Raw genomic sequence first — 15,649 nt, forward strand, 5'->3', positions numbered from 1 at the left:
TTAAAAAACTCAAATTAATGATGATCATGCTCTGCTACAGCTTGACCAATAAATAATGCTGATAACAATGTAAATACATACGCTTGTAAAGCAGCAACCAACATCTCTAACACACTCATAAATAAAACGAACGCTCCAGAAACTGGCGCAATAAAAACGCTTTTAAATATAAAAATAAGAGAAATTAAACTTAATATAATAATATGACCCGCAGTTATATTTGCGAATAAACGTATCATTAATGCAAATGGCTTGGTGAAAATTCCAATAATTTCAATTGGCACCATAATAGGATATAATGCTTTTGGTACTGGAGGTGTTAAAATATGCTTCCAGTAATCTTTATTTCCACTAAAAGAAGTAATTAAAAACGTGATGAAAGACAACACAAATGTAAAGAATATGTTTCCTGTTAAGTTTGAACTAAATGGAAAAAATGGAATTAAACCTATTAAGTTATTAATCCATATAAAGAAAAATATGGTTAATAAATACGGCATATATTTAGTATACTTTTTCTCTCCAATATTTGGAATAGCAATATCGTCCCTTACAAAGGTTACTAATGGCTCCATAAAACCTGCTAACCCTTTAGGTGCTTTGTTATTCTTTTTATATGAACGTGCAACTGCTGTAAACAATAAAAATATTATCAAAGCAGACATTAACATTGAAAATACCAATTTTGTGATTGAAAAGTCTAAAGGACGTGCTTCAAAATTGAACGCTCCTTTTTCTTCTTCTTTAAGTTCTTCGTACTTGTCTGCATAATAAATAACTTCGTTATATCTAACAAATTCTTGACCATTAGCCTCTACAATATGCTCACCAGAATTATCATGATGAAATTTAGAAGATGAAAAAATAGCCAACCCGTTATCTGTCCATAAAATTACCGGAAGGTAAAAAGAGATTGGGTGACCGTTCCAATCTGCGATGTGAAATTCGTGAGAATCACCAATGTGATCATTAATTAATTCACTTGCGTTGAATTCTTTATTTTTATCATTTTCACCACCATTTAATGCTATTGCAAAAAACGGAAGCAAAGCTAAAACAAATATTGTGATTAATTTGATAGATTTCTTTGCTATCACCATACCTTTTTTTAAAAAAAATTATCGTTTAAAATTTTGGTGCAAATGTACGTTTTTAATTAAAATTTCTGGGTTTTTACTTAAAAAAAATATAAAACACTGAAACAGTGCTATTTAGAATAAAAAACTATTTGTTATTAAGCATTTTTACTGTGAAAATTGTTTCTAATAGTAAGTATAAAAAATAAGGAATGAAAAATGTAATAATATCGTTTAAAGCTTGTTTTTCTTTATTAAGAATCAGAGGTAAAAGGAATACAATAACTGCCATCATTTTTAATAAACTACAAGCCATAAATGCAAAGCCAGTTTTATCTGAAAAAGTTTTTTGAACAAAAACAATAAAAAGATAAATAAATAAGGTTGCGAAAAAATGGAAAAGATAAATACTCCAAGTACTATAATAAAAAGTTTGTGTCTGTTTTAAATGCTCTACAACAAAATATTGAATACTAAATAGAATAATGGTAAAAGCTATTAAAACAAGTAAGAACGATTTTAATTTTTTATTCATTTATTCATATTTGTTACTTGCTTAATCACAAAATACATTGCAAGCGCAACACCTAAAAGTGAAAAAATTAAAGTGTAAGCGCTAAAGTTATTAGGGAATTTTCCATCAAGCCAAACTCCAAAGAAAGCAAAGAGACATATAATTGCAATCATTTGAAAAGCAATACCAGAAAACTTAACATAATTATTAAGCGGTTTTTTCTCCTGATCCTTCTGCTGTTTGTCGCTTTTGTTGCTCACCTTTGTTCATTTCTTTTACGGTACCCTTCATAATGCACGATACATTAAACGTGGCTCCTGGTTCTACGGCCAATTTACCAACTACAACCTCGCCTTCTAAATGGGCTGGGGATTTTAATGTTAATGTACCCGATAATGCTAGTTTTCCAGAAAATTTACCTTCAAAATAAGCATCTGTTCCGTGTAATGTTCCTTTTATAAAACCTGCTTTTCCAACAACAACTTTTCCTGTGGTTTTTATGTTGCCTTCTACTGTGCCATCAATTCTAAAATCGCCTTCACTATTAAAATCACCTACAATTTTAGTGCCTTGTGATATAATGTTTTGACTTGATGTGTTTTCTACCATTTTCTTTTCTTTTTTGTTCTCAGTAAACATAATGTGCTATTAATTTATTCATTGCTTCTATTCAAATAGGCATCCAAATTTTTATGGATTTGAATGATTTGATAATTTACAGATGATACTGCAAAGTAGGGTTCTTTTATTTTCTTTTGTGCTTCTTTGGTTAATAACTGGTCGAATGTTTTTGCTACCTGACCATTTTTTAAACCATGAACAATTACAAATTTGGTGTTAGGGCCATAAACATCTATTGATGATTTTAGTTCGTAATACTTGATGTTCTTTAAAACCTCATCTAGTGTGCTTTTAAAATTAGCTATTTGTTCTTGTTCTGGGTTTTTAAATGTAAAAACAACTTTGTAATTACTATTTATATTATCATTGTCTTGAATAAACTCACTGCTTTCCAATTTGGGCAGCATATTAGCTGCTATATCTTGTGCTTCTTTGCCCTCGGGGGTATTGGCATAGGTTATGGCAATATGGTTTATGGCCTTGCTGTAAGCTTCAAGCCCATATAAACGGCCAGCAGCAGTAGCTTTTAGTAATTCTAGCTTGGGCACTATAGATTCGCCTTCAAAAGTGTTTATATAATCCTCGCTTTTGGAAATTACCTGGGCATATTCCTGATTTTCGTATTGTGTATACAATGCTTCATACAAGCTTTCTGGGCTGTTTGCATCCCGTTCTGAAACAGACTCAGGATTGCTCAATATGCTGGCGTATCTCGACTCTGGATAATTGTTAATAATGTCGCTTTTAGCGATAGCCGCTTCACCATCTTCGCCCAAAAGTTCATAGATTTTATACAAATTGTATTTAGATGGAAGGATTAAACGTGCATCGGGATTGCTATTCAATAAATTTTGAAATTTACTTTTTGCCAGTTCGTATTCCTTGAATTTTTCTTTGTAAATAAGCCCCAATTGATAATAGGCATAATTTCTGTCTTTAGAAATACTGTCTATTACAGTTCTTTCTGTTGGTATTTTTGATATGTAGTATTGCGGATCGTATAATTCGTCTTCTGAAGCAGCGGCAATAATATCGTTACCGGAAACGGTATTAGCATTAGTGGAAATTCTACTGGACCACCTCCAATTGTCCTCTAATGTTCTATTGCCCCAAATTTTTACAAACTCATTTTTACCATAAGCAACTGTTGTGGGGTTATAGAAATAAAAGGTGGCTACTTGACCGGGCAAGCCAGCACGTTGCGATATGGAAGGCTGGCCTCCAGGCATATTACCCATTGTATTACCCGCTACATTGTTGGTTGTTATTAGGCCTTTGTTGCGCTCGGCTATTTCTTGCTTTTCTTTTTCTGTTTCGGCCTTGACCTTTAGTGTTTCTATAAATGCCTCAAAATATGCAACTTTTTCCGCATCGGATAAACGCACTAAATTTAAAATACTGTCATTTACTTTAGCAATTTCTTCATAATAAATAACATCGTCTAAATTATCGCGCTTTCGCTTTATAACACGATAGGGTTTCGAGTTAAGCGTTAAATTGGTCATCGTGCTGTCATAATACCTTCCTGCTATTCTGTAAATGGATTTATCAAAATTCATATCGCCAAGAACTTCATAGTTTTTAGCTTTTAGAAGTTTGTCTTCAGAGTCTGTTCGTAGCGATTTATTAAAGTAATTAACGGCCAAGGAATCTGAATTGTTTTTTAAATGATAGACTGCTATTTGATGGTAAATTTTATCTAGGTAGGGGCGGTTTTCCCTATTTTCCTCAAGCGCATTAAGCAGCTCTAAAAGCTGTAATTTGTTTCCATTGTCATAATCGAAATTCTTAATTTTTTCAATATGGGCACTTATCATGTAAATTCTTGGCGCTTTACGGTTAAGCGCTATTACTTTGTCAAAAACAATATTTGCACTGTCTTTGTAACCTAATTCGTTGTACAGTTGCCCTTGAATAAACCTGTAACGCCCACGTTCGTCATTCTTTTTTGTGGCTTTAGACGCTATTTCCAACTGTGTAATGGCACTATCAATAGCTGTAATGTTTAAATAGGCTTGGGCCAACATGGATGTAGCGTCGGCCAAATCTTGATCCTTTAATTCTTCTTGCCTTAATAAGCGCTTTAGGTTTTTAATGGCCAGCTCATTATTATCTAAACGAATATTGGTTTTTTCGCGCCAAATTTTGGCTTGATTGATTTTATCGCTTGCCGGGTATTTGTAGAGAATGTAATTGAAAGCTTCCAATGCTGGCACAAACCGTTGGTCAAAATATCTTGCTTTTCCCAATAACAGATAGGCTTCGTCTATCTGTGGGTTCTTCTCTTTACCGTCTATGGATATGCTGTGCTTTTGAATGGCCTTTACGGCCTTTTCTTCGGCTATAGTGAAGTTTTCGTTTTCAGACTGTCCGGCCATAACAATCTCATCTTTTATTTGCATCCGCTCTATGGGTAAAACTTCCCAATAATTATCAAAATAACTATCGTTAAGCACACTTTGGCCTTGCTCTAAAGCATTATAACCATTAAACAGTGTATTGAATTCTGCTGTTACAGCATGATAATTTCGGTTAATGAATTTGTCCTTTTTTCTGGAACAGCCCAAAACCAAAACACATACAATTACTGTGGTTATTTTTAATAATGCTTTCAATGTAGGTTTTTTTAGTCAGTTAAATAACTATAAACTAGCGCTTATATTATGTAAGCAGGTAAAAATAAGCATCTTTTTTGATTAACATGAATATTTGACAGAGTTTTAGACTATCTGTTATCCAGTTTGTAGAACCCTTTGGCTGCCTGCCTTGCCGGATAGGCTGGTGTTCAGGGTGACATCAGTCCTTTAATTTACGGGCATAGACCCACCAAAATGGGTTTCTAATTCTTTAAGTGTTGCTTGGTTGGTTGCCAAATCTTTTACAATATCTCCTTTTTCCAGTACTACGATACGCTCACAAACATCGGTTACGTGCAATAGGTCGTGACTAGAAATTAACATAGTAACACCGTGCTTTTGGGCCAGGTTTTTAATAATACTTTTAAGCCTTATTTGTGTGGTTGGGTCTAAATTGGCAAAGGGTTCGTCTAAAATAATGACTTCAGGGTTTCCAATCAATGCCGCTACAATGCCAACTTTCTTTTGGTTTCCTTTGCTTAAATCCCGTAAATATTTTTTTTGATTTAAAATTTCCTCATTAAAAAAGTCCTCAAACTGCTCCAGCAAAGCATTCACATCCGCTTTGTTTTGTCCGCGCAATTCACCAATAAAATAGAAATACTCCTCGGGAGTTAAATAGCCAATTAAAAAGCTTTCGTCGATGAAGGCCGATGTGAAAGGCTTCCAATCTTCGCTAGTACTTACTTGAATATCGTTAGTTTTAATATGGCCTGTGGTAGGTTGTATTAAATCCAAAAGCAAACTAAAATACGTGGTTTTGCCAGCACCGTTGTTACCTACCAAACCAAAACTTTGTCCTTTGGGAATGGTAAGAGATTCGATATTTAGAACCTGTTTGTTATTATAGGTTTTGGTGAGGTTGGTAGTGACTATCATTGTGTTTCGTTTTAGTTGTTTTGATCGAAGGCTGCTATCATTTTATATTTTGATTCTAAATATTTTGATGTGATGCCTTTCATGAGTTTTTGGTGCAGTACAATACCTGCAATGCCTAAAATGACAAGGACTAAACAGGCCCATTCAAACCCTACAAGAAAATAGGCTGCGGCAAAAATACCCATAGGCATTAACAGTAACGGCAGCCCTATAAGCCATTGTACGGCCCCTGTGCCTTGGTAATTGAATGCTGCTTTTTGACTTAAATCTATTTTTTTACGATTAAAGGAACCGCCATAAAGCATAATATGTGTATTAACGCCTATGTTGTATATGGCCGCAGCGAAATGGGCCAATAGAATTTTCCATCCAAAAAACACATAGGGAATACCCAACACAAATAATATGGTTACGCTTAATGCCATGAGCGTGAATTTAGATTGAAGATATTGTTCGTATTTTATATTCTGGCTCATGAGCAACTTGTAATAACTGCTATCCCAAGCTGGTATAAATTGTCCAAAATTAATTAAAAACACTCCTGTTGAAAATACCCCTATAAAGGCAAAAAACCAAGGCATATTTTGATAGGTGGGCTGCGGATAAAAAAACAATCCATACAATAAGCCCAAACCTACAATCCATATGGCCGATTTGGTACGTTTGTTACGCCAAATGAGCTTTAAGTCCAATTGCATGAAGGGCGCTATGCTTCCAAAGTTTTTGGTCCACTCCAGGTTAGCTGCCTGTATTTCTTTTACTTTAGTCTTTAAACCACTATCCAGAAACAATTTTTTTCGCAAGAGCCTAAAATTGAGCCTATAGAGTCCCACTAAAATCAGTATGGGAACGATTATTAAAAGGGGTGCATTATAGACGGCTGTAAACCCTTTAGAAAAAAGTGCTGCCAAAGAAACAATATTAAAATAATTGAGCGCCAATAAACCACCTGCTATAAGTATAATGGGAAGAAAAGACAGTTCTGTTTCGGCCGTCACACTTTCTATAATAAAATTTAGAAAGTTAACAATTAGACTTACCAGTATTAAGGTTAGCATCCATGTTATGACCGATGCTACTGGGTAGTCTTTGGTTATTAAAGTGATGCCAAATGGCAAGATGGCAAAAAGTGGCAGGATATTAAAAAAGGACACCACAGATTTCCCCAACACATAGTTTACTATTTTCTTTCTGCTTATAGGCCATATTAACAGGGGTTTTACATGCATAACGGGCAACTTTTGAAAGAAAAACCGAAATATTAAATCGCCTAAAACCCAATAAAACAAAAACCCGTTTACAGTAATAAATGGGTCGCTATTGGGAAATGTATCTTTAAGTAACGGGTATAGAAGTATTCCCATGCCTAAAAACATAGCCATAAAGTACAGCGCCAAAAACCCCATAACTATTTTTATGGCCAAACCTTTACCAAAACTGGCAGATCGTAAAAAGGACTTCCACTCTAAGCCTAAAAACTTTTTAATCATTGTATTTGGTTGGTATATCTGTTTAATTCAGGTAGTTAGTAAACTTTTTAACCTAATTGTTACAGATATGGTTAAAATTAAAAATCAACTTCACTATTTTTGTCAAAAATTTAAGCATGTCATCATTTCATAAACTTTCTATTAAAAATATAAAAAGAGAAGCGAATAGCGCCATAAGCATTAGTTTTAATGTTCCAGAATCTTTAAAAAGTACTTTTTCTTTTAAGGCTGGCCAATATGTTACTTTAAAAACAATCATTGATGGTAATGAAGTTCGACGCGATTACTCTTTATGTGTCTCCCCTAAAAGCAATGCCCTTAAAGTAGCTATAAAAGAAGTGAAAGATGGTATGTTTTCTGTTTATGCCAATAAGCATTTAAAAGCAGGTGATACGCTTGACGTTGCACCACCAAAGGGGCGTTTTGTTTTTACACCTAATGATGCTAAAACAAAAAACATTGCGGCTTTTGCTGCTGGCAGTGGTATTACCCCAGTTTTAAGCATTATTAAATGTGCCCTAGAAGAAGAAGTGCACAGTAAAGTAATTTTGGTTTATGGGAATAAAACCCTTGATGATACCATGTTTTTAAATGAGCTTTTAGAGCTGCAGCACCAATATAAAGAACGTTTTGTTATTCAGTTTGTATTTAGTCAAACCCAAGAGGACGATGCTATTTTTGGGCGTATAGAAAAAAGTACGGTTAACTTAATTGTTAAGAACAAATATAAACACATTGAAATTGACGACTTTTATCTTTGTGGTCCAGAAGCCATGATTTATACGGTTAAGGATGTTTTAACTAGCCATGGGGTTGATGCCGATAGAATTCATTTTGAACTTTTTAAAGCTTCTAAACCCGATGAAATTATTGAAGTTAATGATACTGGTAAAACCAAAATAACGGTTACGGTGGATGATGAAACAACAACTTTTGAAATGTCGCCAAAACAAACCATTTTAGAAGCTGCTCTTGATGAAGATTTAGATGCGCCTTATTCATGCCAAGGCGGTATTTGCAGTAGTTGTTTGGCCCGCTTAAAAGAAGGTGAAGCTACTATGAGGCAAAATAATATTTTAAGCGAGAGTGAAGTTGCCGAAGGCCTAATTTTAACTTGCCAAGCGCAACCTACAACACCAACTGTTGTGGTTGATTATGATGATGTTTAATTTAGAGCGCTTCGCTGCTAGATACTAGATGTGAGACCGCTTTGCTGTTAGATTGGATTTACCTTCAACAAACAAAGTGACGCTCTTTTTTGAGTAATTCCCCCCGACAAGGCAAGATTTAGGTGAATTAAATCATCTTTTTTATGATTAATACCATGTTTTTTATGCTTTGAATCACCTTTTTCGTGATCTAGACCATGTTTTTAGTGGTTTATTACAGATTTAACTTTTTCTATAATAACATTAGGAGAAATACTCCCGGCGGCATCCTCGTAGCCATCTGGGTATTTATTTCCATAAACAGAGGTGGGTATTTTTGGGTACTGTCCTCTATCGGTCAATAGCATATAATCTTCTGGTTGATTGAAAGGTGCAAACCCGGCATAAGGATGTGTTACACCCCAAATGGTAATGACTTTTATACCTAACATAGCACCCAAATGGGCATTACCAGAATCCATAGAGAGCATAACATCTAAGTTTGATATAACCTTTAGTTCTTCTTCCAACGTTAATTTACCCCCCAAATTTATACCATTTTCAAAATGCCTTTCTATGGCTTCTAGGGCATGGATTTCTTCACTACCACCACCAAATAGTATTACTTTGTAATCTTTTGAAAGTGTTTCAATTACCTGGGTCATTAATTCCAACGGGTACATTTTTCCTTTGTGTGCTGCAAAAGGAGCAATACCTATCCATTTAGTTGTTTTATCACCAGTAATTTTAACTATTTCTGGAGACAGTTCTTTAGGGCTTGGAAAGGAGGGGTTATTTAAGTCTATGGTATATCCTAAAGTCTCAAAAACATCGGCATACCGTTGGTGGGTTGTTTTAAGTTGCTTAAATAATTTTCCTGAAACCAACGCCTTTTTTTCACGTCTCCCTTTATCTATTGAAACAAATCGTTTACACCTAATGAACTTTTTTAACACCTTTGTTCTTAGTACATTATGCAAATCGGCAATGGCATAAAAACGGGTTTCTTTATTAAGTTGTCGTGCCAATCTGTAAAGTCCAGAAACACCTTTGTGCTTTCCTTTAACATGTGCAGCAACAACAGTAACACCTTTCAAACCCTTAAAAAGGGAAGTAAATGCTGGTTTTGTTAATACCGTAATTTTAATGTTGGGGTGTTGTTGTATAAATGCGCTTAGAACGGGAACCGTCATGGCCACATCTCCCATGGCCGAAAGGCGAATAACAAGAATATGTTTTTGTTGATGTGGCATATTTAGATGACATTCTGGAATGGTTTCCAGAATAATGAAACGTTTATTTTTGTCCTCTTAACACAGGGTTTAATTCATCATCATTATACATTTTCATCTGTTTATAAACTTTCATGTATTTGTCACCGTTTTCAATATCGTTCAATAATGTATCAATAGCTGTAGATAAATCAACCCGTTGCTCTAATAAAATATCCAGCTTTTTTTGGCAAGCCGCACGGTGGGCCTCACTAGCGTCTGTTCGAGTAGCTTCTTCTTGCATGTGATAAATTTTCAATGCCAAAATGGATAACCTATCGATGCCCCATGCCGGACTTTCTGTATTTATAGTGGCATTGGCTTTAGGGGTAACGTGTTTGTATTTATCTAAAAAATAGCTGTCTATATACTCCACCATATCTGTTCTATCTTGATTGGAGGCATCTATTTTTCGCTTTAAAGCTAATGCAGATACGGGATCTATTTGCGGATCGCGAATAATGTCTTCATAATGCCACTGCACGGTATCAATCCAACATTTTCTATATAATAAATGTTCTATTAAATCACTTTCTGGATAAGGGTTTTCAAAAGGTTGATCTACGGTATTAACAACGTGATATTTTTCTATAACGTCTTGAAATATTTTGTTGGCTTTACTTGTAAACATATTGTACTAATTTTTAAGGTGTAAATATAAGTCTAAATAATTAACTTTATCATTCCAAACCAAAAGATTGAAGCCATGCACATTCATAATATTTCCCAACAAAACTCCATACTAAATACCTTTATTTCAGAAATTAGAGATGTAACCCTTCAAAAAGATAGCATGCGCTTTAGGAGAAATATAGAACGCATTGGTGAGGTTTTAGGGTATGAGATGAGCAAAGTACTAAATTATAAAGCTACGACTGTTGAGACACCCTTGGGTTTATGCGCTATTAATCTATTTGAAAACGATATTGTTTTGTGTTCTATACTAAGGGCCGGTGTGCCATTGCATAATGGATTGCTTAATTATTTTGATAAAGCTGAAAACGCTTTTATTTCTGCTTATAGACACCATAAACACAACCCTGAAAGTTTCGAGATTATTGTTGAATATTTGGCTTGCCCCAGTTTAAAAGACAAAACACTTATTTTGGCCGATCCTATGCTGGCAACAGGGCAATCTATGGTAGCTACCTTTGAGGCTTTAAAACCTTTTGGAGTACCAAAAAATATTCACTTAGTTAGCGTTATTGGGGCCCAAGAGGGTATTGATTTTATTAGCTCGCATTTTGATGATAATACCCATTTGTGGATTGCGGCTATTGATGACACACTTAATGATAAAGGCTATATTATCCCCGGGCTTGGGGACGCGGGCGATTTGGCCTTTGGCGAAAAATTACAGCATTAACAGTGCAAAAGGAACAATAACCAATACGGCTACAAACAGTTCTTTAAACCACTTTTCCTGAACTATTTCTATATAATTGGTAATAATAATTGTTAAGGGCGCAAAAGCAAACAAAAACTCACTTCCTGTTTTTATGGGCGATTGTAATATAATTAAAAAGGCTATTAGGGCTGCCACTACTATAACTTTAAATGAAGCCCTTGATGCTTTTTTCTTCCTTTTAATATTTTGTAAATAAAACAATGATGACCACACGCCAAAGGACACCAATAAGGTTATGGACACCAAATACTGTGTGGTATTATAACCACTAAAATCGTAACTAACCTCTGGGTAGGACTTAAAAATTTCGAAAAAATCATCATACCATATAATAGAGACCCCCATAGTGATAACAAAAACAGTTGCAGCTCCCAGAAAGGGAATAATCCAATGCCTTATATTGTTATCAGTATACAATAGTAAGCTTACAAAGATTAGTGCCAAAAAGAGGATAGACCAAAAATAAAACAATGCCGCCAAGGCTATCCAAAAAGCGGTATCAAATAGTTTCTTCTTAATACTTCTGTGCGAACGCAAACTTATAATGCGCCTTAAACCCAACAATACAAAAAAGTTTGATAAAAGAATGCTTGTATTGCTTGTAGTTTGTACAAATGCTAATAAAAACAAACTGAAAAGTAAAATGTCGTAATTATTTTTCTTGGCTAAATCATTCTTTGAAATAATAAAACTTACTACTAAAATGGTGACACAGCATAAAATAAAAACAGCCATTTGTTTTAAAATAAAACCAATGGTAATGGGTTCTATTACAAGCTTTGTTCTTGCCGTTATAAAAGCCAAAAGCGTAATAAAAAAAACAATGATGAAATTTATTGGCTTAGATTTACTAAAAATACTTGTTATCATTAACTGTTTTTGTATTTTTGCTACGTAAATATACTAACTATGAAGGACTTCTTTTACGCTATACAGGATTTATTTGTTAATGTGCTTTTTGCACCATATGATGCCCTAAGAGCATTAGAGTTAAATAATTGGTTTGCGGCCAATGCGGTTTCTTGGATTTTTGCTATTATTGGATTGGTTGCCATGGTTTATTGGATGAAACAATTAAAAACCTTTAATGATAATAACGAAGAAGATAAAACGGTTTCTTCGCACTCCTTTTTATAGGTCAAACCCAATATCCTTACGATAATACATCTTATCAAACTGTAGCTTTTCTATATTTTGATAAGATTTTTTTATGGCCTCTTTATAGCTCTTGCCATATGATGTAATTGCTATAACACGCCCTCCTGTAGTAACCACCTTGCCATCTATTAACTGTGCTCCAGCATGAAACGGTATGGAATCTTGAATAGCATCTAGCCCTTTAATTTCTTTGCCTTTTTCATAGGCTTCAGGATATCCACCTGATACGAGCATAATGGTAGTAGCTGCCCGTTCGTCTATTTCAATGTCAATCTCATTAAGCGTACCTTTAGTCATGGCCTGTAATATCTCAACAAAATCATTCTTAAGCCTTGGTAATACCACTTCCGTTTCCGGGTCGCCCATACGAACGTTGTACTCAATCACCTTAGGGTCGTCCCCCACTTTTATAAGACCTATAAATACAAATCCCACATAAGGCAAATGGTCTTTTTTAAAGCCTTCTATCGTTGGTTTTACAATGCGTTCTTCTATTTTGTTTAGAAATGCATCCGTGGCAAATGGCACGGGAGATACAGCACCCATACCGCCAGTATTTAATCCAGTATCACCTTCCCCTATACGTTTATAATCTTTTGCCGTTGGCAATATCTTGTAATTTTTGCCATCGGTTAAAACAAAGCAACTCAATTCAATCCCGTCTAAAAACTCCTCTATAACCACTTTAGTACTGGCTTGACCAAACTTGGCATCTACCAACATACTTTTTAGTTCGGCTTTAGCATCATCTAAATTATTTAAAATAACAACCCCTTTCCCTGCTGCAAGACCATCTGCTTTTAAAACATACGGTGGGTTTAAGGTTTCTAAAAAGGCATAACCCTTTTCAACGGTTTCTTTGGTAAAGCTCTCATAAGCTGCTGTTGGAATGTTATGTCGATATAAAAATTCTTTGGCAAACTCCTTACTGCCTTCTAACTCTGCAGCCACTTTTTGCGGTCCTATAACTGCTATATGTTTAATAGCAGCATCTTTTAAAAAATAATCGTGAACGCCTTTTACAAGCGGATCTTCTGGGCCCACGACTACCATATCTATTTGTTTCTCTAAAACTAGTTCTTTAATAGCATCAAAGTCGGTAACACCAATATTAACATTGGTTGCAACATTTGCAGTCCCCGAATTCCCAGGTGCTACATATAATTCATTACATAAGGGACTTTGGGCAATTTTCCATGCAAAAGTATGTTCTCTTCCGCCAGAACCAAGAATTAAAATATTCATTGTATCTATTTTTAGGAGACTGTTTAAAAATAGCCTCAATATAATTTGTCGAGTGCAAAAATAAAACTAATGCCACGAATTCACGAATATTTTTTATTTACTTTACAAAAATTATAATCTGCCTTGAGTTTATTTAATCTTTCTTTAAAATTTAATAGCTTTCCTATACACAAGGCCAAGCGTGTTTTAAAATCTGTTCAAAATATTGAAGAGAAAGATTTCCCTGATTACATTGATACAAAAAAACAGGACATTGTTAATTACCATTTAAAATACAATGCATTTTATAAACGTTTTGCTAAGGGTGCCAATCCTTTAAATTGGGAAACCATTCCTGTGATGACAAAACGTGATTTACAGCAACCTTTGAACAATAGACTTTCGGAAGGGTTTTCAACTAAAAACAGTTATGTAAATAAAACTTCGGGGGCTTCGGGCGATCCGTTTATTTTTGCCAAAGACCGCTTTTCCCATGCTTTAACATGGGCTATTTTTATGGACAGATATCGTTGGTTCCATCTAGATTTGAATACCTCTAAGCAAGCACGGTTTTATGGAATTCCCTTAAACAAAAAAGGCTATTATAAGGAACGCTTAAAAGATGTTTTAGGCAATCGCTTTCGGTTTTCGGTTTTCGATTTAAGTGATGCTGCTTTTGATAAAGTGCTTAAGAAATTTAAATCGACTGCATTTGATTACATGAATGGCTATACAAGTGCCATTGTTCAATTTGCAAAGTATTTACAGCGTAAGGCTATTGTATTGAACACTACCTGTCCTTCTTTGAAATGTTGTATTGTGACTTCGGAAATGCTTTTTGAGGAAGATAAGGTCCTTTTGGAAAGGCAATTTGGCATCCCTGTTATTAATGAATATGGCGCCGCCGAACTGGGCTTGATTGCTTTTCAAAATAAAAGCAATGAATGGGTTGTTAATCATGAAGACCTTTTTGTGGAAATTCTGGATGACAATAACCATGTTTTACCCCATGGTGAAACGGGGCGCGTGGTTATTACATCGCTTTATAATAAGGCACATCCGTTTATCCGCTATGATTTGGGGGATGTTGGGACCTTGTCTAAAACAAGCACCCCACATAAACCCATCCTTGAAATGCTTACTGGGCGAACCAATGATGTAGTGCAACTGCCCAGTGGAAAAAAAGCGGCCGGACTAACGTTTTATTATGTGACCAAAACCGTGATTGAAGATGCAGGTCACGTGAAAGAATTTGTCATTGAACAGCTTGCGCTAGATACTTTTAAAATTATTTATGTGAGTACCGTGGCGCTTACAGAAATCCGATTGGAAGCTGTTAAAAAGGCTGTTGAGACCTATTTAGAGCCTGGATTGCAGGTTGTTTTTGAACGTCGGGATGCTTTAGAACGCTCTAAAAGTGGTAAACTGAAACAATTTATATCTCGCTTGTAGAAACCGTTTGCTTTGACTTTACAAAGAACTGTTCTTTTAAAAAGATGAGCATCCAATAAAGTGATTTTGGCATTGAAAACCCCAGTCCCTTTCTATACATCCAATAATTGTACTTTATAAGTTTATATTTATTTGAGGACATGGCATTTTTATGAATACGGTAATATGCTAATGGTTCCTGAACGCCCTTAGCGGGTTTACCAGACTTTTTTATAGCCTCTAACCACAAGAGCCAGTCCTGACGTTTGCGTAGATTAGGCACTGTTATTTTGCCTAATACGCTTGTTTTGTAAACTCCTGTTAAGTTTCCAATGTAGTTGCCTTTTAAAAGTTTATGGTATGACAAAAGGGGTAAGGCTTTAATTGTTTTGTTAAGCAGGATGCCTTTATCGTCCATCAATTCATAGCTGGTATAACTTACATCACAGTCTTCAAGTTCCATAAAAGCAATTTGCTTTTCTAGTTTTTCTGGTTTCCATAGATCGTCTGCATCTAAAAAAGCAATATAATCACCTTGAGCTATTTCAATGCCTTTATTTCTAGAAACGGCCGTTCCGGAATTCGCTTCATTTTTAAGAAGCTTTATGTTGGTTGAGTTCTGGTTTATAAATGTATTGACTATTTCAATCGTTTTGTCTTGAGAACCATCATCTATCAACAGCAATTCCCAATTTGAGTATGTTTGATTTAAAACACTGTTTATAGTTTCTGAAATATAAGCTTCTGAATTAAACATGGGCGTTATGATAGAAACTAGAGGCTTCACAACATT

Annotated in this window: 16 protein-coding genes; 4 read left to right on the forward strand and 12 right to left on the reverse strand. The window is 34.9% G+C overall.

The window, feature by feature from the left end; all coding sequences use genetic code 11:
* Window positions 1-14: 14 nt before the first annotated feature.
* From atpB to AC5SR4_RS05780, 7 genes are all read right to left on the reverse strand, one after another.
* A complete protein-coding gene (atpB, locus tag AC5SR4_RS05750) occupies window positions 15-1,100 on the reverse strand; it encodes a F0F1 ATP synthase subunit A (protein ID WP_495358578.1) in 1,086 nt (361 codons plus the stop codon).
* 124 nt (window positions 1,101-1,224) lie between these two features.
* Window positions 1,225-1,611 (reverse strand): DUF6168 family protein, encoded by a 387-nt coding sequence (locus AC5SR4_RS05755; RefSeq protein ID WP_495358579.1) that lies wholly within the window; start codon window positions 1,609-1,611, stop codon window positions 1,225-1,227.
* The gene (locus AC5SR4_RS05760) at window positions 1,608-1,850 is read right to left on the reverse strand and encodes an AtpZ/AtpI family protein (protein WP_495358580.1); all 243 of its coding nucleotides are present in this window, start codon (window positions 1,848-1,850) and stop codon (window positions 1,608-1,610) included. The genes AC5SR4_RS05755 and AC5SR4_RS05760 overlap by 4 nt, the downstream gene beginning before the upstream one ends.
* Complete coding sequence (locus AC5SR4_RS05765; protein WP_495358581.1) at window positions 1,798-2,229, reverse strand: bactofilin family protein; 432 nt, start codon at window positions 2,227-2,229, stop codon at window positions 1,798-1,800. Before AC5SR4_RS05765 ends, AC5SR4_RS05760 begins: the two co-directional genes overlap by 53 nt.
* Window positions 2,230-2,243: 14 nt before the next feature.
* Window positions 2,244-4,826: a type IX secretion system periplasmic lipoprotein PorW/SprE gene (gene porW, locus AC5SR4_RS05770; RefSeq protein ID WP_495358582.1), complete on the reverse strand. Its 2,583-nt coding sequence runs from the start codon at window positions 4,824-4,826 to the stop codon at window positions 2,244-2,246.
* Window positions 4,827-5,015: 189 nt separating this feature from the next.
* Entirely contained in the window at window positions 5,016-5,726 is a 711-nt protein-coding gene (locus AC5SR4_RS05775; protein WP_495358583.1) for an ABC transporter ATP-binding protein, read from the reverse strand.
* A gap of 11 nt (window positions 5,727-5,737) precedes the next feature.
* Complete coding sequence (locus tag AC5SR4_RS05780) at window positions 5,738-7,216, reverse strand: DUF5687 family protein (RefSeq protein WP_495358584.1); 1,479 nt, start codon at window positions 7,214-7,216, stop codon at window positions 5,738-5,740.
* Between the two features lie 116 nt (window positions 7,217-7,332).
* Here AC5SR4_RS05780 and AC5SR4_RS05785 point away from each other — a divergent pair, with 116 nt between their 5' ends.
* Window positions 7,333-8,385 (forward strand): 2Fe-2S iron-sulfur cluster-binding protein, encoded by a 1,053-nt coding sequence (locus tag AC5SR4_RS05785; RefSeq protein WP_495358585.1) that lies wholly within the window; start codon window positions 7,333-7,335, stop codon window positions 8,383-8,385.
* 203 nt (window positions 8,386-8,588) lie between these two features.
* On the opposite strand, the gene AC5SR4_RS05790 is transcribed toward AC5SR4_RS05785, so the two are convergent.
* Together AC5SR4_RS05790 and AC5SR4_RS05795 are read right to left on the reverse strand one after the other, a co-directional pair.
* Window positions 8,589-9,617, reverse strand: a complete 1,029-nt coding sequence (locus tag AC5SR4_RS05790; protein WP_495358586.1) for a glycosyltransferase family 9 protein — start codon at window positions 9,615-9,617, stop codon at window positions 8,589-8,591.
* Between the two features lie 43 nt (window positions 9,618-9,660).
* A complete protein-coding gene (locus tag AC5SR4_RS05795; protein ID WP_495358587.1) occupies window positions 9,661-10,266 on the reverse strand; it encodes a DUF4254 domain-containing protein in 606 nt (201 codons plus the stop codon).
* Between the two features lie 75 nt (window positions 10,267-10,341).
* Here AC5SR4_RS05795 and upp point away from each other — a divergent pair, with 75 nt between their 5' ends.
* Window positions 10,342-11,001: a uracil phosphoribosyltransferase gene (gene upp / locus AC5SR4_RS05800; RefSeq protein WP_495358588.1), complete on the forward strand. Its 660-nt coding sequence runs from the start codon at window positions 10,342-10,344 to the stop codon at window positions 10,999-11,001.
* Here upp and AC5SR4_RS05805 read toward each other — a convergent pair.
* The gene (locus AC5SR4_RS05805) at window positions 10,990-11,913 is read right to left on the reverse strand and encodes a DUF6427 family protein (protein WP_495358589.1); all 924 of its coding nucleotides are present in this window, start codon (window positions 11,911-11,913) and stop codon (window positions 10,990-10,992) included. The genes upp and AC5SR4_RS05805 overlap by 12 nt on opposite strands.
* 39 nt (window positions 11,914-11,952) lie before the next feature.
* Between AC5SR4_RS05805 and AC5SR4_RS05810 the strand changes: the two genes are divergently transcribed.
* Window positions 11,953-12,180: a DUF6341 family protein gene (locus AC5SR4_RS05810; RefSeq protein WP_495358590.1), complete on the forward strand. Its 228-nt coding sequence runs from the start codon at window positions 11,953-11,955 to the stop codon at window positions 12,178-12,180.
* Here AC5SR4_RS05810 and purD read toward each other — a convergent pair.
* Complete coding sequence (gene purD / locus AC5SR4_RS05815; protein ID WP_495358591.1) at window positions 12,175-13,446, reverse strand: phosphoribosylamine--glycine ligase; 1,272 nt, start codon at window positions 13,444-13,446, stop codon at window positions 12,175-12,177. The genes AC5SR4_RS05810 and purD overlap by 6 nt on opposite strands.
* Before the next feature lie 123 nt (window positions 13,447-13,569).
* Between purD and AC5SR4_RS05820 the strand changes: the two genes are divergently transcribed.
* Window positions 13,570-14,877, forward strand: a complete 1,308-nt coding sequence (locus tag AC5SR4_RS05820) for a phenylacetate--CoA ligase family protein (protein WP_495358592.1) — start codon at window positions 13,570-13,572, stop codon at window positions 14,875-14,877.
* Here the strand turns inward: AC5SR4_RS05820 and AC5SR4_RS05825 are convergent.
* Entirely contained in the window at window positions 14,861-15,643 is a 783-nt protein-coding gene (locus AC5SR4_RS05825) for a glycosyltransferase family 2 protein (RefSeq protein WP_495358593.1), read from the reverse strand. The genes AC5SR4_RS05820 and AC5SR4_RS05825 overlap by 17 nt on opposite strands.
* Between the last annotated feature and the right edge of the window lie 6 nt (window positions 15,644-15,649).

Source organism: Aestuariibaculum scopimerae (genome assembly GCF_059428085.1).